The organism is Streptacidiphilus rugosus AM-16 (genome assembly GCF_000744655.1).
Taxonomy (GTDB): domain Bacteria; phylum Actinomycetota; class Actinomycetes; order Streptomycetales; family Streptomycetaceae; genus Streptacidiphilus; species Streptacidiphilus rugosus.
Map to the genome: position 1 here is coordinate 1,064,098 of NZ_JQMJ01000004.1, position 19,388 is coordinate 1,083,485.

General features: G+C 72.1%; 22 protein-coding genes. 13 read left to right on the forward strand and 9 right to left on the reverse strand.

Going from position 1 to position 19,388, the window contains the following annotated elements; all coding sequences use genetic code 11:
• Positions 1–21 precede the first annotated feature (21 nt).
• Entirely contained in the window at positions 22–1,101 is a 1,080-nt protein-coding gene (locus tag BS83_RS13830; protein WP_051943025.1) for a DUF6528 family protein, read from the forward strand.
• 84 nt (positions 1,102–1,185) lie between these two features.
• On the opposite strand, the gene BS83_RS13835 is transcribed toward BS83_RS13830, so the two are convergent.
• From BS83_RS13835 to BS83_RS13845, 3 genes are all read right to left on the reverse strand, one after another.
• Complete coding sequence (locus BS83_RS13835; protein WP_037604192.1) at positions 1,186–1,575, reverse strand: hypothetical protein; 390 nt, start codon at positions 1,573–1,575, stop codon at positions 1,186–1,188.
• A gap of 325 nt (positions 1,576–1,900) precedes the next feature.
• The gene (locus tag BS83_RS13840) at positions 1,901–2,293 is read right to left on the reverse strand and encodes a DUF3037 domain-containing protein (protein ID WP_084713459.1); all 393 of its coding nucleotides are present in this window, start codon (positions 2,291–2,293) and stop codon (positions 1,901–1,903) included.
• Entirely contained in the window at positions 2,275–3,069 is a 795-nt protein-coding gene (locus BS83_RS13845; protein WP_037604194.1) for a HipA family kinase, read from the reverse strand. The genes BS83_RS13840 and BS83_RS13845 overlap by 19 nt, the downstream gene beginning before the upstream one ends.
• Before the next feature lie 138 nt (positions 3,070–3,207).
• On the opposite strand from BS83_RS13845, the gene BS83_RS13850 reads away from it, so the two are divergent.
• From BS83_RS13850 to BS83_RS47500, 4 genes are all read left to right on the forward strand, one after another.
• Complete coding sequence (locus BS83_RS13850) at positions 3,208–4,566, forward strand: NAD(P)/FAD-dependent oxidoreductase (RefSeq protein WP_037608888.1); 1,359 nt, start codon at positions 3,208–3,210, stop codon at positions 4,564–4,566.
• A gap of 191 nt (positions 4,567–4,757) precedes the next feature.
• Positions 4,758–6,242, forward strand: coding sequence for a glycoside hydrolase family 47 protein (locus tag BS83_RS13855; RefSeq protein ID WP_051943026.1), 1,485 nt, complete (start codon positions 4,758–4,760; stop codon positions 6,240–6,242).
• Positions 6,243–6,352: 110 nt separating this feature from the next.
• The gene (locus tag BS83_RS47495) at positions 6,353–6,577 is read left to right on the forward strand and encodes a VOC family protein (RefSeq protein WP_232248281.1); all 225 of its coding nucleotides are present in this window, start codon (positions 6,353–6,355) and stop codon (positions 6,575–6,577) included.
• A gap of 9 nt (positions 6,578–6,586) precedes the next feature.
• Positions 6,587–6,751, forward strand: coding sequence for a VOC family protein (locus tag BS83_RS47500; RefSeq protein WP_232248286.1), 165 nt, complete (start codon positions 6,587–6,589; stop codon positions 6,749–6,751).
• Positions 6,752–6,762: 11 nt separating this feature from the next.
• On the opposite strand, the gene BS83_RS13865 is transcribed toward BS83_RS47500, so the two are convergent.
• Positions 6,763–7,428 carry a hypothetical protein gene (locus BS83_RS13865; protein WP_037604195.1) on the reverse strand — a complete coding sequence of 222 codons (666 nt, stop codon included), beginning with the start codon at positions 7,426–7,428 and terminating at the stop codon, positions 6,763–6,765.
• 192 nt (positions 7,429–7,620) lie between these two features.
• Complete coding sequence (locus tag BS83_RS13870) at positions 7,621–8,163, reverse strand: hypothetical protein (protein WP_037604196.1); 543 nt, start codon at positions 8,161–8,163, stop codon at positions 7,621–7,623.
• Positions 8,164–8,265: 102 nt separating this feature from the next.
• On the opposite strand from BS83_RS13870, the gene BS83_RS13875 reads away from it, so the two are divergent.
• The 3 genes from BS83_RS13875 to BS83_RS13885 all read left to right on the forward strand — a co-directional run bounded on the left by BS83_RS13875 (position 8,266) and on the right by BS83_RS13885 (position 11,628).
• Positions 8,266–8,850, forward strand: coding sequence for a TetR/AcrR family transcriptional regulator (locus BS83_RS13875; protein WP_037604197.1), 585 nt, complete (start codon positions 8,266–8,268; stop codon positions 8,848–8,850).
• Between the two features lie 80 nt (positions 8,851–8,930).
• Positions 8,931–9,911, forward strand: coding sequence for a zinc-binding dehydrogenase (locus BS83_RS13880; RefSeq protein ID WP_037604198.1), 981 nt, complete (start codon positions 8,931–8,933; stop codon positions 9,909–9,911).
• A gap of 214 nt (positions 9,912–10,125) precedes the next feature.
• Positions 10,126–11,628, forward strand: a complete 1,503-nt coding sequence (locus tag BS83_RS13885) for an amidase (protein WP_232248288.1) — start codon at positions 10,126–10,128, stop codon at positions 11,626–11,628.
• Here the strand turns inward: BS83_RS13885 and BS83_RS13890 are convergent.
• Positions 11,625–12,308 (reverse strand): alpha/beta fold hydrolase, encoded by a 684-nt coding sequence (locus BS83_RS13890; protein WP_157597174.1) that lies wholly within the window; start codon positions 12,306–12,308, stop codon positions 11,625–11,627. The genes BS83_RS13885 and BS83_RS13890 overlap by 4 nt on opposite strands.
• A gap of 266 nt (positions 12,309–12,574) precedes the next feature.
• The gene (locus BS83_RS13895; protein WP_408640997.1) at positions 12,575–13,066 is read right to left on the reverse strand and encodes a hypothetical protein; all 492 of its coding nucleotides are present in this window, start codon (positions 13,064–13,066) and stop codon (positions 12,575–12,577) included.
• 306 nt (positions 13,067–13,372) lie between these two features.
• Between BS83_RS13895 and BS83_RS13900 the strand changes: the two genes are divergently transcribed.
• The 5 genes from BS83_RS13900 to BS83_RS13920 all read left to right on the forward strand — a co-directional run bounded on the left by BS83_RS13900 (position 13,373) and on the right by BS83_RS13920 (position 17,577).
• Entirely contained in the window at positions 13,373–13,690 is a 318-nt protein-coding gene (locus tag BS83_RS13900; protein ID WP_037604201.1) for a glycyl radical enzyme family protein, read from the forward strand.
• Entirely contained in the window at positions 13,687–14,481 is a 795-nt protein-coding gene (gene pflA / locus BS83_RS13905; protein WP_037604202.1) for a pyruvate formate-lyase-activating protein, read from the forward strand. Before BS83_RS13900 ends, pflA begins: the two co-directional genes overlap by 4 nt.
• A 120-nt stretch (positions 14,482–14,601) precedes the next feature.
• Positions 14,602–15,174 (forward strand): hypothetical protein, encoded by a 573-nt coding sequence (locus BS83_RS13910; RefSeq protein WP_037604203.1) that lies wholly within the window; start codon positions 14,602–14,604, stop codon positions 15,172–15,174.
• An 88-nt stretch (positions 15,175–15,262) separates the two neighbouring features.
• A complete protein-coding gene (locus tag BS83_RS13915) occupies positions 15,263–16,942 on the forward strand; it encodes a hypothetical protein (RefSeq protein ID WP_037604204.1) in 1,680 nt (559 codons plus the stop codon).
• A gap of 59 nt (positions 16,943–17,001) precedes the next feature.
• Positions 17,002–17,577, forward strand: coding sequence for a hypothetical protein (locus BS83_RS13920; protein WP_037604205.1), 576 nt, complete (start codon positions 17,002–17,004; stop codon positions 17,575–17,577).
• Positions 17,578–17,635: 58 nt separating this feature from the next.
• Here the strand turns inward: BS83_RS13920 and BS83_RS13925 are convergent, their stop codons facing one another.
• A complete protein-coding gene (locus BS83_RS13925; protein ID WP_198035232.1) occupies positions 17,636–18,454 on the reverse strand; it encodes an AfsR/SARP family transcriptional regulator in 819 nt (272 codons plus the stop codon).
• Between the two features lie 537 nt (positions 18,455–18,991).
• On the reverse strand, positions 18,992–19,327 hold the full coding sequence (locus BS83_RS13930; protein WP_037604208.1) for a hypothetical protein: 336 nt from the start codon (positions 19,325–19,327) through the stop codon (positions 18,992–18,994).
• Positions 19,328–19,388: the final 61 nt, after the last annotated feature.

A 19,388-nucleotide genomic window follows, 5' to 3' on the forward strand; every position in this document is an offset into this window, starting at 1 on the left:
TCACCCCCTGATGGATTCCCCGTGCCGCCCCGCCGCCCCACGGCCCCGTCCCGGCGTGACGTGATCAAGGCCGCGGCCGGCCTGGTCGGCGTGTGCGGCTCGGCCGCCTTCGCCGGGCCCCGGCCCCGGCAGGTCCCCGCACCGGAGGACCCGGCCGACGGCCCGCGCAGTCTGGTCCTGGCGGCGGACCAAGCCAGCGAGAGGGTGCTGCTGCTGAACGCCGACAATCCGGCCTGGCAGCACGTCAGCCCCATGGTCCACCCGATGCAGGCGGCCGCCACCGCCTCCTGGTCGTGGTCACCGCTTGACCACCCGGAGCTGAGCGGGCTTGACCCGAAGCACACCTGGTACAGCGTCAGCGAGGCCAAGTACCGCCTCTGGGCCGGTGAGCCGTGGGTGCTGTCCTGCGCGTCCGGCGGCCTGGCCGCGATGGTGTCCTACCCCGACGGGCGGGTGCAGTGGGCAGGCCGCACCGGTGCGAACGCGCACAGCGTGGAGGTGCTCCCCGAGGGCAACGTGGCCGTCGCCGCGAGCACGGAGGGGTTCGTGCGGATCTACACCGCCTCCCAGTCGCCCCTGTCGACCCGCTTCACCCAGTTCGACCTCGCGGGCGCGCACGGCCTGCAGTGGGACCGCACCAGGAGCCTGCTGTGGGCCGTCGGAGACACGGTTCTGCTCGCGCTCGACGTCGGCGGCACCGCGAACGCCCCCGTGATGAAGGTGCGGAAGACCGTCGTCCTGCCCACCAGCGGCGGTCACGACCTGAGCCTGGTCGCGGCCGCCCCGGACCGGATGTGGGTCACCACCGACAGCCATGTCTACCAGTACTCGGTCCCTGACAACGCCTTCGTGCCGTACGCGGGGCAGCTGGGCATCGACGAGGCGGGGGTGAAGAGCGTCGGTGACGACCCCGTGAGCGGCCAGGTCCTCACGGTGACACCCGACAGCGAGAACCCCTGCCAGTGGTGCACCTCCACGCTCTCGTTCCATCTCCCCGACCGCCGGACGAGCATCGCGAAGACCAGCCTGTACAAGGCGCGCTGGATGCCGGGCCTCCCGACGCCGGTGGCCCCTCCGCACGCCCCGCACACGCACGGCTGAGTCGCTGACCCCCGCCCCGCCCGGCCCGCGCGAACGACGGCGAGCCGGGGCGGGGCGGTGCCGCGGACGGTGCGGACGGTCCGGTTAAGGGAGTCGGCCGGGATGGCCGTAGGGGACCATCGCGAGCGAGGCCACGATCGCGACGAGGTGGACGAACGCCGCCAGGCCGTACGCGGGGGCCGGGCGCCTGGAGCGGGCGGCCAGCCACCCGCCCCACCCCGCGACGATCGCGATCGACGCCAGCCAGCCGCCCAGCAGCAGGGGAAAGCACAGGCTCCCGAGGTCACCCTCACCGGCGAAGCTCTCGAACCCGAGGACGAGGAGGCCGACACCGGCCCCCAGCAGCGCCGCGCCGATCGCCGCGCCGGTGACCCGATCGGCCATCGGCCGCGGCGCGGCCAGTCGCCGGCCGCCCTGCGGCGCCGCCGACGCGGGCGGGCGCTCCCGTCTCTGCGTGTACCTGTACCGCTCCACGTCCACCTCCGACGCAGCAGTCTGGCCCCGGCGTCGGCCGAATTCGATACCGCCACAGTCACATTCGGACGCCGGCTCCGCTTCGGCCAAAGGCCCAGCCGCACCACCCTCCGGCGGGGCGAGGCTCTGCCGACATGCGGCTCCGGCGCGCGTGCGGTAGGTCTCAGCGACGGGCCAGTTGCACCATCAGGGGCGCGGGGCTCCGCTCGATGAACTGCGTGCGCGAGGACCCCCCGGTGCGGACGGCCCTGCGCAATCGGGGACCCACCACCTGGGGTGGCTCGTCGAGCAGAGCCCCGCGCCCCTCGGGGGTGCGACTGCCGCCTCAGTGGACCAGGAGGGCGAGGAGGCGGTCGGCCTCGGCGGCGGGGTCGGCGGAGAGGCCGCAGTGGACCGGTCCCGGCTGGACCACCGTGCTGCGCGGGGCGGTAAGCCACCGGAAGCGGCGGCCCGGCTCCTCGTCCGCGGCCTGGCCGGCCGCCGCGCCGCCGCCGCAGACGCCGGCCACGGCGTCCAGCGCGGCGCGGACCGCGGCGACGTCCGCCGCCGGGTCGAGCGCGAGCAGCCGCGCCTCGTCCAGGTGGATCGCCGCGCGCAGCACGCCCGCCTGGCGGCTGTAGACCAGAACCCCTGCGTTGATCTGCTCGCCGCGTTCGACCCGCGGCACCACGCGCACCAGCGCGTACTCGTAGACCAGCTTCACGCCGCCACCCACCAATCCCTCGGGCCGGCCGCCCGCGTCGCCAGCTGCGTCACGTAGGCCGCGCGGACCGCGTCCGGGTCCTCGAAGCCCGGCTCGTCCGCCAGCCAGACGTCGGGGACCAACGCCAGCACCTCGGCCAGCAGCGTCTCCGTCACCCTCGGGCCGAGCTCCGCGTCCGCCGCCGCGAGGTTCGGGCCGAAGGGGGCCAGGACGTGGTCCGAGGCGTCGTAGGGCTTGCGGGCGGACGCGGACGCGCGCGGCCAGTTGTGATGGAAGATCAGGCTCGCCCCGTGGTCGATCAGCCACAGTTCGCCGTCGCGCATGAGCAGGTTCGGGTTGCGCCAGGAGCGGTCCACGTTGCCGATGAGGGCGTCGAACCAGACCACCCGCCCCGCCGTCGCCGCGTCGACCGCGAAGGCGAGCGGGTCGAAGCCGAGCGCACCGCTGAGGTAGGCCATGCCGAGGTTGGTACCGCCCGAGGCCTTCACCAGGTCCTGCACCTGCTGGTCGGGCTCGCCGACCGCGACCCGCGGATCGACCTCCATCCTGGCCAGCTCCGGCACCCGCAGGCCGAGCCGCCGGGCCAGCTCACCCGCGACGACCTCCGCGACGAGCGCCTTGCGGCCCTGCGCCGCGCCGACGAACTTGGCGACCCAGAGCCCGGCATCGCGCGCCGCCCCGCCCGCAGCCCCGCCCGAATCCCCCGTCTCCGCCGCCTCGACCAGGCCCGGCAGCGAGCCGCCCTCCCGAAGCGGCGTCACATAACGGTCCGCCGTCACCTCTCGCAACATGCGTCACACCCTATCGAGCCCCACGCGGCGGATCCGCAGGCCCGCGCGGTGGCGAGGGCGGCGAGGGCGTGCCAGTGTGACCAGGAGCGCGGAAGTAGAACAGTGACCCCAGCCGTGAGAAGACAAGGGATGGGCACGATGGAACGACCCCGGATCCTCGTGGTCGGCGGCGGCTTCGCCGGCGTCGAGTGCGCACGACGGCTGGAGCGGCAGCTCGCCCCCAGCGAGGCGGAGATCGCGATGATCGCGCCGTTCAGCTACGAGCTCTATCTGCCGCTGCTGCCGCAGGTCGCGGCCGGGGTGCTGACGCCGCAGTCGGTCGCCGTGTCACTGCGGCGGATGCTGCGCCGGACGCGGATCGTGCCGGGCGGCGCGGTCGGCATCGACGCGAAGGCGAAGATGGTGATCGCCCGCAAGATCACCGACGAGCTGATCGCCGAGCCCTACGACTACCTGGTGCTCGCGCCCGGCAGCGTGACCCGCACCTTCGACATCCCCGGCCTGGTCGACCACGCACGCGGCATGAAGACGCTGGCCGAGGCCGCCTACGTGCGCGACCACGTGATCTCCCAGCTCGACCTCGCCGACGCGGCCACCACGCAGCAGGAACGTATCTCCCGGCTCCAGTTCGTCGTCGTGGGCGGCGGCTACGCCGGTACCGAGACGGCCGCCTGCCTCCAGCGGGTCACCGCCTCGGCGGTGCGCCGCTATCCCCGGCTCAACCCGAACCTGATCAAGTGGCATCTGGTCGACATCGCCCCGAGGCTGATGCCCGAGCTGGGCGAGAACCTGGGCGACACCGCCATGGAGCTGCTCCGCAAGCGCGGCATCCAGATCTCCCTGGGCGTCTCTGTCGCCGAGGTCGAGGACGAGTCGGTCAAGCTGACCGACGGGCGGGTGATCCCCTGCCGGACGCTGATCTGGACCGCGGGAGTCGCCGCGAGCCCGCTGGTCGCCACGCTCGACGCGGAGACCGTGCGCGGACGCCTGGCGGTGACCGCCGACATGCGGGTGCCGCAGTGCGACGGCGTCTTCTCCCTGGGGGACGCGGCCGCCGTGCCGGACCTGGCGGCGGGCGACGGGGCGGTCTGCCCGCCGACCGCGCAGCACGCGCAGCGGCAGGGCAAGCAGGTCGCCGACAACGTGATCGCCTCGCTGCGCGGCCAGGAGCTCAAGCCGTACTTCCACAAGGACCTCGGCCTGGTCGTCGACCTCGGCGGCGCGGACGCGGTGTCGAAGCCGATGGGCGTGGAGCTCACCGGCATCGCCGCCCAGGGAGTGGCCCGCGGCTACCACCTGATGGCGTTGCGCACCAACGTCGCCAAGGTCCGGGTGATCACGAACTGGCTGCTGAACGCGACCGCCGGGGACGATTTCGTCCGCACCGGCTTCCAGTCGCGCCGCCCTGCCAGGCTGCAGGACTTCGAGTACACGGACTCCTACCTGACCAAGGACCAGATCCGCAGCCACACCGCGTCGCTGCGGGCGAGGCAGTGACCGCGGGGCCCTGACACGGGCTCCGTGACACCGGGGCTTTCGCGCCCTGGGCGGCGGGTTGCGACCTGCGCCGTCCAGGGCGAGATCATTCTGGCATGCACGCGCCAGGCTGTCACCCGTCTGCACGCAATTGACGACGACACGATCATCCTGCCGCCACGGAACTGTCCGCACGCCCTAACTTTGCGTGCATGCTCGACCACCCTTCGCCATTCGCGCAGTCCGGGCTGCCTCGCCCCTCCCGCCGTCGCATGCTCGGCTCGGCCGCGGGCGCCGCGCTGCTGACGGCCGCCGGCACGGCCGCCGCGCCCGCCGCCCGCGCCGCGACGACGGGCGAGCCGCGGAGCACCCCCTCCCGCAGCGCGTCGCGCACGCTGCCCGCCGACGCGCACGCCGCCGCGGCCGTCCGCGCGGAGTACCTGCACAGCTGGCACGGCTACACCGCGGCCGCCTGGGGCCACGACGAGGTGAAGCCGCTCAGCGGCGGGCACAACGACTTCTTCGCCATCGGGCGCACCTTCGGACTCTCCATCGTCGAGGCCCTGGACACCCTCTACCTGATGGGCTGCGACCAGGAGCTCGCCCGCGCCCGCGCCTGGGTCGAGGCGCATCTCGACCCGACCCAGAACGCCGACATCCACGTCTTCGAGGCGATCATCCGCCTCGTCGGGGGCCTGCTCGCGGGCTACAACACCACGCACAGCCAGGTGCTGCTGGCGCGCGCCCGCGAGTTCGCCGACCGGCTGCTGCCCGCGTTCACCTCCTCCCCCACCGGGATCCCCTACACCCACGTCAACCTCCGCACCGGGCGGGCCCACGGCCGCGAGGTCCCGCTGGCCGAGGCGGGGACCAGCGTGATGGAGTTCGGGCTGCTCTCCCGGCTGCTGGGCGACGCCCGCTACTACGACGCGTCGATGCGGGCCTACCGCGCGGTGCTGGCCAGGCGCAGCTCGCTCGACCTGCTCGGCACCGTCATCGACGCGGAGTCCGGCCGCTGGCTCGACCACACCTCACGCGCGCCCGATCCGCCCGTCGACTCCTTCTACGAGTACCTCTGGGCGGGCGGGCGGCTGCTCGGCGACAGCCGGCTGACCGGCTGGTACCGCCTGCTGACGAAGCCGGTGCTCGCCCACCAGAGCGACGTGCGCGGCGGCCGGCTCTGGTTCCACGGCGTCGACGCGGCGAGCGGCGCGCGCACCGGGCCGACGTACCAGTCCGAACTGGCCTGCTTCTACGCGGGTCTGCTGGCCAAGGGCGGCGACGTGAGCCGGGGCGCGGCGTACTTCCGCTCCTGGTCCGCCGTGCTGGCACGCCATCCGGTCCTGCCGGAGACCGTCGACTACACCACGCTGGCCGCCGTCGACTCCGGCAGCGAGCTGCGCCCCGAGTACGCCAACGCGGCCTTCGACCTGTGGCGGGTCACCGGCGAGTCCGGCTACAAGCAGGCGGCCTGGAACTGGTTCGAGAGCCTGCGCTCGCACCACAGGGTCGCCGGCGGCTACACGATCGCCGCGTCGGTCGACGGCTCCGCCGTCCGACTGGGCGACCTGACGCCCGGCTACTGGTTCGCCGAGAACCTCAAGTACCTGTGGCTGATGTTCTCGCGCACGCCACGCTTCGACTACCGCAACGGCATCCTCTCCACCGAGGGCAAGGTGCTCGCCGGCGCCCGCTGACAGCCGGACGCCCTCGACGCTCCGTCCCCGGACCTGCGACCTTCGGACGAGACGGGCACCGGTCCCGAGGCCGGTCCCCGCAGATCGGATGCGGGCCTAGCGTGACTGGCATGGAGATTCCGCAGCACCACCGACAGGCCGTCGTCCCGCACATCATGGTCGACGGCGCGGCCGAGGCGATCGCCTTCTACGAGGCGGCCTTCGGTGCCGTCGAGCACCTGCGTCTGGAGCGGGCGGACGGAGGGATCAGCCACGCCGAGATCGCAGTGGCCGGCTCCACGCTGATGCTCAGCGACGCCGACTCGCCGGACTTCGCCGCGCCCGGCCCCGCGTGAGCCTCGGTCGTGCTGCACGTGTACGTCCCCGACGTGGACGCCGTCACCGCCCGTGCCGTCGCCGCCGGCGCGGTCGTGCTCGCGCCGGCGGCGGACATGCCCTACGGGCTGCGGCAGTCGATGCTGCGCGACCCGTTCCGGCACGTCTGGGTCCTGCTGACCCCGCTGACCTGACCGTCAGCGGGTCACTTCAGGCCGAGCCGGGTCTCCGCCGTGGACCAGTCCGTGGCGATGGCCTGCTGCGCGGCGGAGAGCGTCACCGTGCCGGCGCAGACGGCCGTGTGGAGCCGGGTCTCGACGGCGTCCTTCGGGTTGTTGACACCCGCTCCGGGCTTGTGGCCGGGGGACGGCGGCTCGACCCAGAGGTTGCGCGGGTCGTTCGGGTCGCCGCCCAGTTCCAGGCTGACCAGGTGATCGTACTCGGCGTCGTGCAGCGAGCCGGTGTAGCCGTAGGAGGCCGCGTTCTTGCGCTTCTCGCTGTCCGTGACCGAGGCCGGCGGCCGCACGCCGCCGGTGTAACCGCCCTTGCGGCAGATCGTCGTGGCGAGGTCGGCCTGGGTCACCTCCGGGGAGAGGGCCCCGGGGGTGCAGGCCGGGTCCGGCAGCGGCTGGCCCGCGTCGGAGCGGTAGTGGCAGCTGCCCGCGGCGGGCTGGGCGGCGACGGTGTAGTGCGTCTGCGGGCCGGGGCCCTCGGCGAGCGGCGCGGCGGCGTCACCGGCCCGCGCGCTGCTGCTCGCGGCGCCCGACGCTGACGCGTGATCACCGGAGCCCGAGGTGCCGGAGGTGTGGGCGCAGCCCGCGACGGCGGCGAGCAGCAGCGCGGAGGCGAGGGCAAGGACAGGACGGCGCACGGATGTTCCTCAGCTGTGGGTCGTGGTTGCCGGGACAGCCTGGCAGAGTCGGCGCGGCGGCGGAGCGGATTCCGCTTCTGACGGTGCGTCCCCCGTTCGCCACGCTATCCTCGCACCTCGCGGGCCTCCCGGTCACGGCCCTGACGGCACGGGCTCCCGCCGCCGTCCGGCCCGCCCGCTTCGCCCGTCCCTTCACACCGCGCCCGCAGGGACGACCGACGCCGGCCTGCCACGTTCCCGCTCGACGGCCCTGACGTGGCGTCGGGCCAGCCAGAGCGGGACCGCGCCGAGGACGCCGAAGGACATGTCGATCGGCAGCCACCACAGCGGCAGTCCGCGCAGCGGCCCGCAGATCGCGGCCAGCGGCAGGATCCCGGCGCAGGCGATCAGGCCGAACTCCAGCACCCAGACGTTGCGGACCGGGTCGCGCAGCGGTCCGACGAAGGCGACGGCGATGACCAGGTGCGCGAAGGCGAGCCAGTCGGTGCCGTAGGCGAGGAACGGATAGCTGCGCGCGGTGGCCGTCAGCCCGGTGTGGACGTGGCGGACCCACTCGACCCCGGCGGGGAAGTGACCGGCGAGCGAGGAGATCGGGGAGCCGCGGTCGCTCGCCCACCACACCAGCCAGCCCGACTCGGTGACGAGCGGAAAGGCGGTCAGGCCGGCCAGCACCAGTCCAACCATGAAAAGGACGATCCACACCCGTGCGCGCCGGAGGCGCTCCCCTTGGCTCATGCGCCCATCATGGCGGAGTTTTTGAACACGTTCAACTTTGGCTCGGCCCGTGATCGCCGCGAGCCCCTTGTTCTTGAATGGTCGCTCATGTATTTTCGTGCCATGCCCAGACCCCGAGAGTTCGAGCCCGACACGGTCGTGGACCAGGCCATGCTGCGGTTCTGGCTGCAGGGGTACCGGGCCACCTCCGTCGAGGACCTGGTCAAGGCGACCGGGGTGAAGCCCGGGAGTCTGTACAGCGTCTTCCCCGGCGGCAAGCACACGCTGTTCCTCAAGTCCCTGGAGAGGTACTCCAAGCTGGTCGTTCCCCAGAAACTGGGCGAACTCGCGGCACCGGCCGCTTCGCTCGCCGCCCTGCGCGGGTACTTCGACGGACTGGTGCACGACCTGCTCAGCCCGGAGGGCCGGCAGGGGTGCCTGCTGGTGAACACGGCCATCGAGAACGCCGCCGAGGACGACGAGGCCGCCGCCGTCGTGCGCGGACATCTCGCCCGCCTCGAGCACTGCATGACCACCGCACTGCGCAACGCCCGCGACGAGGGCGAGGTCCGCGCCACGGTGGACCCGTCCGGCAGTGCCAAGGCCCTGGTCGCCACCTGCCAGGGGCTGATGGTCGTGGGCAAGGCGAACCCCGACGAGACCCTGCTGCGCGCCGTCGTCGACAACGCCTTCGCCGTACTGGTCTGACCCGACCCTTGGGCCACCGCCGGCGGTGGCTCTTTTTTCCGCCCAATAGTTGAACGACCGCTCAAGAATGGATTCCGCCCATGCAGGCCATCGTCATCTCCAGCTACGGCGCCCCCGAGGTGCTCCAGCTCACCGAACTGCCCGACCCCCTGCCCGCGCCGGGCGAGGTGCTGATCCGGGTCAAGGCGTTCGGCCTCAACCACGCGGAGGCCTACATGCGCGCGGGCGCCTGGGGCGAGGTCGCGGCCGTCCCCGGCATCGAGTGCGCCGGGGTCGTCGAGGCCGACCCCTCGGGCCGACTCGCCCCCGGCACCCGGGTCGTGGCGATCCTCGGCGGCATGGGCCGCACCCGCAACGGCAGCTACGCCGAGCTGGTCACGGTGCCGGCGACCAACGTGGCCGCGGTGAGCTCCCGGCTGGGATGGGCCGAGCTGGCGGCGGTGCCCGAGGTCTACGCGACGGCCTGGTACGGGCTGTTCGGCAATCTGGGCCTGCGCCGGGGTGACCGGGTCCTGGTGCGCGGAGCGACCTCCTCCCTCGGCCAGGCCGCGGTGAACCTGGCCGTCGACCACGGCGCGCACGTGCTCGCGACCACCCGGAACCCCGCCCACGCACCGCTGTTGAAGGAGCTCGGCGCGGAGGACGTCCTCGTCGACGACGGCCGCCTGGCCGCGCAGGTCGACCGGCGCACGACACCGGTCGACGCCGTCTTCGACCTGGTCGGCAACAGTGTCCTGCGCGACTCCCTGGCCACCGTGCGCCCGGGGGGCCGGGTCTGCCAGCTCGGTTTCCTCGGCGGCTTCGACCCGGTGCGCGACTTCGATCCGATCGCCGATCTCCCCACCGGCGTCCAGCTCAGCTTCTTCGGCAGCGCGTTCGTCCTGGGCAGCCCCGAGTTCCCGCTCGCCGCCGTTCCCCTGGCAGCGATCTACGCCAAGGTCGAGTCGGGAACCTTCCCGGCCAAGCCGGTACGGGTCTTCCGCTTCGACGAGATCGTCGAAGCCCACCGGGTCATGGAAGCGGGAGTCGCGCTGGGCAAGATGGCCGTCACCGTCGGCTGACGACCCCGCCGGCAGCCGGGCGCGGAGCTCCGGCGGACGCCTCACATCGTGCCGTCGGACCTCACGCCCCCAGGTGTGCAGGACATCGCGCGCCCACCCCGGAGGTCATCATGGCTCGCAGCGCCTTGGACGAGATCCGCCGTCTCCCCCCGACCGGCGAAGTCCCCGGGGCGCCGCCGGACGAACCCTTGTCGCCGGAGGCGGTGAGCCGGCCGTGACCGCGACCGACACCGCCCCGGCCGGTCCGGCCGGTCCGGCTTGGGAGGTGGCCGCGCTCGACGCCACCGCCCAGGCGGAGCTGGTGCGCGGCGGCGAGGTGTCCGCGACCGAGCTCGTCACCTGGGCGATCGAGCGCATCGAGCGGCTGAATCCGCGGCTCAACGCCGTGATCACCCCGACGTTCGACGCCGCGCTGCGCGCCGCGGCCGCTGCGGACCGGGCGGCGGAGTGGGACCGCGCGCCGTTCGCCGGCGTGCCGTTCCTGGTCAAGGACCTGGTGGCGGAGACCGCGGGTGAGCGCTTCACGGAGGGGTCGCGCTTCCTGCGGGACAACCGCTCCGGTCACGACTCCGAGCTGGTGCGCCGCCACCGTCGGGCGGGGCTGGTCATCCTGGGAAAGACGAACACCCCCGAGTTCGGCATGGTCCCCGCCTGCGAGCCGCTGCTCTTCGGTCCGACCCGCAACCCCTGGGACACGGACCGCTCCACCAGCGGGTCCAGTGGCGGCTCGGCCGCCGCGGTCAGCAGCGGGATGGTTCCGTGCGCGCACGCCAACGACCTGGGCGGCTCGATCCGCTTCCCGGCTTCCGCCTGCGGGCTCTTCGGCCTCAAGCCGACCCGGGCCCGCAACCCCCTGGGGCCCGAGTACGGGGACGCGGTCAGCGGCTGGGCCGTCGAACACGTGCTGACCCGCAGCGTGCGCGACAGCGCCGCGCTGCTCGACGCCACCAGCGGGCCGATGCCGGGCGACCCGTATCCGGCTCCGGCGCGGCACCGCCCCTTCGCGGCGGAGGTCGGCGCGGACCCCGGCCGCCTGCGCATCGCCTACAGCCCGCGCACCGCCGACGGTTCGCCAGGGCACCCCGACTGCCTGGCCGCGCTCGAGGACGCCGTCAGGCTCTGCGGGGCGCTGGGCCACGATCTCGTCGAGGCGGATCTCCCCGGTACGACCCCGAGGGTGGGAGAGGCGATCGGCACCGTCTTCATGGCCGCCACGGCCTGGATCGTCCACTACTGGATCCGCCGGACCGGCCGGGTCCCCAGCCGTGACGAACTCGAACCCCTGACCCGCGCGTACCTGGAACGCGGGGAACAGGTGAGCGCCGCCGACTACCTGCTGGCCGTCGAGGAACTCCAGCGTCTCGCGCGCGGGGTGGCGGGGTTCCTGGCGGACGTGGACCTCTGGCTCACCCCGACCATGTCCACCCCGCCCGCCCTCCTCGGCGAGATCACCTCCACCGAGGACGACCCGCTGCGGGCGGCCCGGACCGGCGGCGCGACCATCGGCTACCCGGCCGTGGTCGCCAACCTGACCGGCAACCCCGCGATGTCCGTCCCACTGTCCCGAAACACGGCGGGCCTGCCGATCGGCGTCCACTTCCTGGCCCGCTACGGCGACGAGGCCACCCTGCTCCGCCTGGCCGCACAGCTCGAATCGGCCTGCCCCTGGCCGCTGACCGCCGGAGGCGGCCCACCCTCGCCCCGGTCGGCCCGCTAGGGACGCCGGCCGACGGCGACGGCTTCCCCGATGGCGGCCGCCACCGGCCCGGGGGCCTCCACCGGGAGCAGGAACACCGAGCCCGGGATGGTCACCAGACGGACGTTCGGGCAGGCCGCCAGGGTGCTGCGTTCGGCGCCGGTGAGCCCGCCGTCGCCCTTCTCGGCGTGCACGATCCAGGTCGGCGCCCCGGCCCGGCACAGGCGCTCGGCCCGGCGACGGTCCTGCCGCAACCACCGTACGTACTGCGCCAGGATCAGCCGCATCACCGCCGAGTCGTTCCTGCGGAAGTCCGCGCGCAACTCGTCGCGACGCTCCGCGGTCAACGACGCCCGCCTGAGCATCGATTCCGCTCCGCGCGCCAGGAGGGTCGCCGGGAGGCCGCCGAGTACCCGACCCAGCCCCACCAGCGCGTGGAAGAACGCCGGTTCGTCGGCGGAGGAGAGGCTGATCCCGAGCAGCACGACCGGCCCGGTGAACGCGCCCGAGGTCACCATCTCCGCCGCGACGGACGCGCCGATGCTGAACCCGACCACGACATCGGCGCCGACGGCGGCCGCCAGCTCCGCCGTGACCGCCGCGCAGGACTCGATGCCGCAGTCCGCCAAGGGTGGCGCCCCGGCGTGTCCCGGCAACGTCGCGGCCACCAGTCGCACCCCGTCGAGCGCGGGCTGCGCCATCACCTCAGCGTAGGAAGCAGCGCTGCACATCCCTCCCGGGAGCAGCAGCACCGTTGCCTCAGCCTGTGCCGGACCGGACTCCCGCAGCTGCCATTCCAGGTCCATCACGCATCGGCTCCCTCCCGGCTGCTCGGTGTCCGGACGCCGTTCATCTGCGCCGGCCGGCAGGTTCGGGACGACCGGGTGATTCCAGTCTGGTGCCGGCCCCGGCGCCACGCGACACGATGGCGGTCCGGAGCCGGTCTCCGGTGCTTCGGGGCACGCGCTCAGGCCGTGCCCGCGCGCTCCGAGCCCTCCGGCCAGACGCGGACCACCTCGACGCCCGCTGCGCGGCTGCGCTGCACCAGGTCCCCGGTACCGCCGGGCCCCGCGGGCGGGCGGCCGTCCCAGACCGCCACGACCACGTCGGCCCGGCTGAGCAGGACCTCGTTCGCCGCCTCGTAGGCCTCGTGCGAGACCTGCGCGAAGTCCAGCTCGTGGACCTCCACCGCGACGTCGACCAGCCGGTCGAAGACGGGCGCGTGGTCGGGCCTGACCTTGTTCTCCCGGTAGTGCTGGGCGGGCAGCACCACCACCAACTCTCCTCCGGCCTCGACCAGTTCCTCGGCGAAAATCGTGTCCGCGCCCCTGGCCAGGCAGGACAGGCCCGTCAGCGGGCCCTCGGCGGCGCGCGCCGCGAGGAGCTTGCGCAGCTCCGCGCGGACCAGCTCGGCCGTCTGCTCGGTCAGATCCCTGTGCCCGGTCACCGCGAGCGTCACCACTGACTCCCCTTCGTCGCAACCGTGGCCCGGTGTCTGCGGCGCTCCGCTGGGCCCCCTCTCACCTATGCCCGTCCGACGCGGGCCCGATGCCGCCGTGAGACGGGCGCGCTGCGGGCGCGCGGCGTCACCTGGTCGGGGCAGAACGGCGCACGGCCGCCGGGTGCGGGGCAAGGACGGGCGGCACCCGCGGGCCGAGACCAAAGCCCCGGCAGGAGGGGCCGGTCGCCGCGCTCACCGGCGCCGGCTGCGGAGCAGCATGACGGTGTACGGGTTCACGCCTTCGGTTCCGGCAGGGGAGCGAGTATGACCGTCCAGTACGGCGAGTCCACGCAGCCAGGCGGCGCCTGGGAGGGTTTCCGCGGCGGGCTGTGGCGGGAGGCGATCGACGTCCGCGACTTCATCCAGGCCAACTACACCCCCTACCTGGGCGGCGACTCGTTCCTGGCGGGCCCGACCGGGCGGACCGCAGCGGTCTGGAAGAAGATCACCGATCTCTTCCCCGAGGAGCGCCGCAGGGGCGTCCTCACCATCCGGGTCAGCGGCTACGCCGTCAACTTCGTCCGGCTGAGCCGCGAGCAGCAGCTCGACGTGCTGAACCGCACCTTCCACGGTGCGCTGTGACCGGCCGCGCCACCACCGTCGCCGCCGCACGCACGCTCGCCGCGGTCGCCACGCGCCGCCCGGCCTGCGGCTCGGTGCACTCCTGGGACCTGTCGACGGGCGTGGACGGGCCGGGCACGCGTTTCGTCACCTTCCTGTCGGGCTGCCCGCTCAACTGCCTGTACTGCCAGAACCCCGACACGAAGAAGCTGCGCAACGGCACCCGCACCTCGGCCGACGACGTGCTGGCGGAGGCGGGCAAGTACACCGCCTTCATCCGCGCCTCGGGCGGCGGCGCGACGGTCAGCGGCGGCGAGCCGCTGCTGCAGCCGGTCTTCACCGGCGAACTGCTGAGCCGCTTCAAGCACGAACTCGGCCTGCACACCGCCCTGGACACCTCCGGCTTCCTGGGCCCGCGCGCGACCGACGCGATGCTCGCCGACACCGACCTGGTCCTGCTGGACATCAAGTCCTGGGACCCCGCCCTCTACCGCAGACTGACCGGCCGCCCCCTCCAGCCCACCCTGGACTTCGCCCGCCGCCTGGCCGCCCTCGACCAGGACGTCTGGGTCCGCTTCGTCCTCGTCCCCGGCCTGACCGACGGCGAGGACAACATCACCGGCGTGGCGAGGTTCGCTGCCTCGCTGGGCAACGTCTCCCGGATCGACGTCCTGCCCTTCCACAGGCTCGGCGCGGCCAAGTACGAAGCCATCGGCGAACGCTTCGCACTCGCCGACACCCCGTCACCCACCCCCGAACAGGTCGCCTCGGCCCGCGCCGTCTTCGCCGCCGAGGGCCTCGACGCGGTGTAAGCCCTCCCGCCAACAGCCCATATACCTGTGGTGAATTCGCGGTATACCCGCCGGCAATAAGGTCGCGCCGCGCACTGACGAAGTTCGGTGCGACATCCCCTCCTTGCCGAAAGGGACAGAATGACCACGCGACGGAAACTGGCGACCGCGCTCGCCGCGGCGGCTGCGGCCTTGCTCGTCACCGCCACTCCCGCGACCGCTTCGTCGACGCACACGCTCTCCGACACCGGAGTCGGCGGTTGCCAGAAGCCCAGCAACAACGCCTGGGGCACGTCGGGATCGTACGCGTACGTGTACATCTACGACTCGTTCACGGAGAACTCGCTGCAGAGCCTGCACATCAACACCAGCAGCATGGACGGCGACCTGTACGAGTGCAACAACGGCTACAACCGCACCGGCGGCAGCTACAGCTACTCCAACCACTGGCAGGTGGACGGCGCGGGCATCACGACCTGCTCGATCGCCGTCGGCGGCACCGGCTGCTCGTTCGGTGGCGGCACGGTCGCCAGCGACACCTACTCCCACTCCGGGAGTAACACCACGGGAACCGTCGCCTACAACGGCGGCGGCTGGAACATCTACACCAAATCCACGGGGATCCTCCACACCTACTCGCACAGCGCGGACGTGACCTACTCCTACAGTTCGTGGGCCACCGAAGCCGGCAGTTCGAACCAGTGGAATTTCTGACGCAGTAGTCCGCCATGGGATCGCCCCGGCGCTCCCATGGCGCACTGTGCACCTCATAAGCCAAGGGATCGGGCTCGATAGAATGATAGTGACCATCCGTCGGTGGGCCGCGCTGCTGGCCCTGGGTCTGGCCGCGGTCGTCGTGGCGGTGTACGCGATTCCCGGCCACTCGGAAAAGGCGCCGCTGTGGGCGGTCTCGGACCAGCCCGATCCCGTCGACCACTGGCGTTACAACCTGGCGACCACCGCCGGCGACATGCTGCTGCGGACGGACACGGGTTACCGCCTGCTGTACCCGGACGGCGAGACCAGCCTCCTGACGGAGCTGGGCGCAGGCGCCGCTCTCGGCGGCGCGACGACGGCGCGGATCACCCCGAGTGATCTGCGGGACGCCTACTCGCAGTCGACCGGGCTCTTCGGGTACAAGACCATCGATCCCCTGTACGTCACCTGGCTGACCGTCAGGTACGAGCAGGGCATCCACGACCTCTCCCTGCTCGAGCCGCGGAAGCAGGCGATCCTTCGGTCGACCCGGCTGGCCGTCGCCAAGCTCGTTCCCACGGTCCAGCAGGGGGACCTGAACGCCGCCACGTCGCTCGTGCACGGCGTGCAGGTGCTGACCCTGCTCGGCGACACGGCTCCGCTCGCCGGTACCGGCCTGGAGCCCTGCTCCCGGCTCGCCGCCGCTGCCGGTGCCGGCCAGCTCGAGGCCGCGGACACCTGGCTGCAGCTGGCCGCTCTCGCCCGCGTCTCGTGTGACGTCCCCTTCCCACGCGCCCTCACCGATGCGGCTCACACCGCCGTCACCACGCAGTACTCGTCCCTGAACCTTCCCGAGGTCGCCGACGCGGCCGCCGGCCTGGACATTCTGCGCACCGCAGGAAAGCGGTCCACGGCGGCTCCGGCGGTGTGCCAGGAACTGTTCGAAGAGGCGCCGGACGACGGCCTGCTGCCGAGCCACCAGCCGGTGTTCTATCTGGTGTGCCGGGACGCGCTCGATCACGCCGGTCTGCCCGTGACGCTCTCGTCCAGGGTGCGGACCAGCCTCGAACTGCAGGTCCAGCTGCACGGACAACTGGTCAGCAACGAGCGGACGGACTCCCTGGGCGTGCTCTACGCGTCGAGCATCCTGCGGGGCCTGAACTTCCGGCCTGCGGTCGTCAGCGGCACCGCCGGGGAGCAGTTCATCCCCGAGGCGGCGGACTTCGACTCCACGGTCCTCAAATTCGCCCATGGGACACCGGACTTCAGCGGGCCGGAGCTGGACAGGCTGGCCGCGACCCTCGGCGGCGACAAGGATCTGCGGACCGCGAGCATGACCGCGGCCGTGATCCTCTCCTCTCACCGGTGCTCGGCCCGGGCGGTGGACGGCCTGCGCGCGGCCTACGGTGCGACGCCGAGCCAGAACCTCGCGCTCGTCCTGCGGAAGGCCATGGTCGTCACGGCGCTGGGGCGTTGCTGGCCGGCCGGCGGCGACTGGGTGCAGGAGCAGAAGGCGAAACTGCTGGACTTCCTGGGCAGCCAGAAGAAGCAGGGCGGGCTCTTCGGCGACGATCCCGACGTGCTGCAGACCTGGTGGGGACAGGAGTCGCAGTGCCTGCTCGCAGGGCGCTCCGACATCGACGAGCGGGCCCTGCTGCCGCTGCTGCCGCCGGCGGACCCGGGCGCGTCGCAGTTCACCTTCCGCGGAGACCAGATCTACGGCGCCCTTCGGCTCACGCAGTTGCTGCACGGCTGCGGCGGCGCCTGGTGGGCGACCCGGAGCTAGTTCCGACTCCGCTCCTGCCGCCCTGGTCAGGAGCGGTCCTTCCGATCGAAAGGGATGAGATGACCACCACCCGCAAGACGCTGGCTCTGTGCCTCGCCACGGCGGCCTCCGCCATGCTGGCCTTCGCCGCGCCCGCGCAGGCCGCCAGTCCGGCGACCCTGTCCGACACCGGAGTCGGGGGCTGCGTGAGGCCCAGCAACAACGCCTGGGGCACCTCCGGCTCGTACGCGTACGTCTACATCTACGACTCGGCCACGGAGTACTCGCGTCAGAGCGTGCACATCAACTCCAGCAGCATGGACGGCGACCTGTACGAGTGCAACAACGGCTACAACCGCACCGGCGGCAGCTACAGCTACACCAACCACTGGCAGGCGGACGGCACCGGCATCACCTCGTGCACGATCGCCGTCGGCAGCACCGGCTGCAGCATCTCCTCGGGAACCGTCGCCAGCAACACGTACTCGCACTCGGGGAGCAACACGACCGGCACCGTCTCCTACAGCGGCGGCGGCTGGAACATCTACACCAAGTCCACCGGCTATCTGGACACGCTCGCGCACAGCGCGAACGTGACCTTCTCCTACAGCTCGTGGGCCACTGAGGCGGGAAGCGCGAACCAGTTCAACTTCTGAGCCTCTGAATCGCCTGTCTGCCGTGGGGTCGTTGCGCCGACCCCACGGCAGACCTCTCTCATGCGCTTCGGCGCCCGTCGCTCCCGAGCGGAGCCGCCACGACGGGTCGTCCGTTCCTGAGGATGGACTGGTGCAACTGCTGCAGCGAGGAGGAGGGGTCCGCCCCCAACGTGTGGCGCAGACAGCTACGGGTCCGGGCATACACCTCCAGCGCCGCAGCAGGCTGACCGGCGCCCACGAGCGCCGTCATCAGATGCCCGACCAGCGCTTCGTGGACGGGATGGCGTCGCACCAGGTCGTCCAGCTCGTCGGCCACCTCCCGGTACCTGCCCAGCTCCAGGGAGGCCGCGCTCCAGCGTTCGCAGACGCCGAGTCGTAGGCGCTCCAGACGCTGCGCCTCGAGCTCGACCGACTCGCAGTCGAGAAAGTCCGCGTAGGCGGGCCCACGCCACATGTCCATGGCCTGTCGCAACGTGCTGCAGGCGCCAGCGAAGTCGCCCGAGTCGAGCTCCTGCGCCCCCGATCGGGCCAGTTGCTGGAAATGGACCGCGTCCACGCGGTCACAGGGCCCGAACGAGTACGCCTCCTCGTGTGTCCTCACGAGCGGCGCCCCCAGCTGGGATCGCAGTCGATGGACATAGAGCTGGATGTTCCGGCGGGCCGACTTGGGCGGGTCGACCGGCCACAACGCGCTGGTCAGGCCCTCCAGTGTGATCGCTCGCCCCCGCTGAGCGATCAGCACCGCGAGCAGCACCCGCGCTTTACGGGTCAGGTCGAGGTCGACCTGACCACCAGAAGTTTCGACAACTTGAAAAGGCCCAAGAACAGACAGAAGCAACTGATCCCCCGTGCAAATTCTGCGCTGTGTCGTCGGCACAGCGCGACTCTCCAGACAAAACACCCCCGGCCAAAGGTGTAAACCTCCGTTGACCGCGGGGACTGCAGGCGCACGCTACCCCATGGCTTCGCGGCACGGTAGGGGGAAAGTACCTAGGTTCATCGACTCATTGTCACGACCGGAGATCCCTGACAGACGGTACGAAATCAGGCAATGCGCAACCGTGCAGACCGGCCCGCCGCCCCGGGCCACCCTGGGGCTGCACCGGTCGCCACCATCCCCCACATCCGTCTCCTGCAACGGAGTTGGCGACTCCGGAAGCTCGCTGCCGCCCGATTCCGCCTCGGCCGATCCGCGCAGCTGCAGCACTGGTCTCGGAATGCACGCGTGCGCGCGCCGGCCGGAGCGGGAAATCGTTTCGAATTCACCGGGTTCTCACCGGAAGCGCCGCGAGGACTGTCCCGACGGGTATCCATGACCCTCTCCGCCTCCGGCGTCGGCGAGTTGGCCAATTGTGCGGACTTCTCACCAGGTCTGCACGCGAATTGACTCCCCCGGACGCAGGCCCTACCGACGTCATTCCTCTGTGGGATTTCCCAACGCGAAGGCGGCGCGACAGCGTTCGACCTGCCCGGTGACCTGCTCCATGAACCACCGCATGATCTCGTAGGGGATCACGTGCTCGTCGTGGCTGTGGATGTGGACGGTCGGCTCCAGACTCGGGTCCTCATCGGGCACGAACGCCACCAGGAAGGCGTTCCCGGGCAGATGGGTCCCGGCGTCGGGGATGTCGGCCCACGCAGCAGGCGCCGGCACGGCTTCGCTGAGCTCCACCGCCCAGGCATCGTCGGGCAGGGCGTAGTGGAACTGGACGGCGTAGTGGCGGCCCGCATGTTCGCGCAGCTCTGGCATGTCCGCAGACTGCCACAGACTCGCGGGGACGCCGCGGCCGGGCCTGCCTCGGAAATCCGCG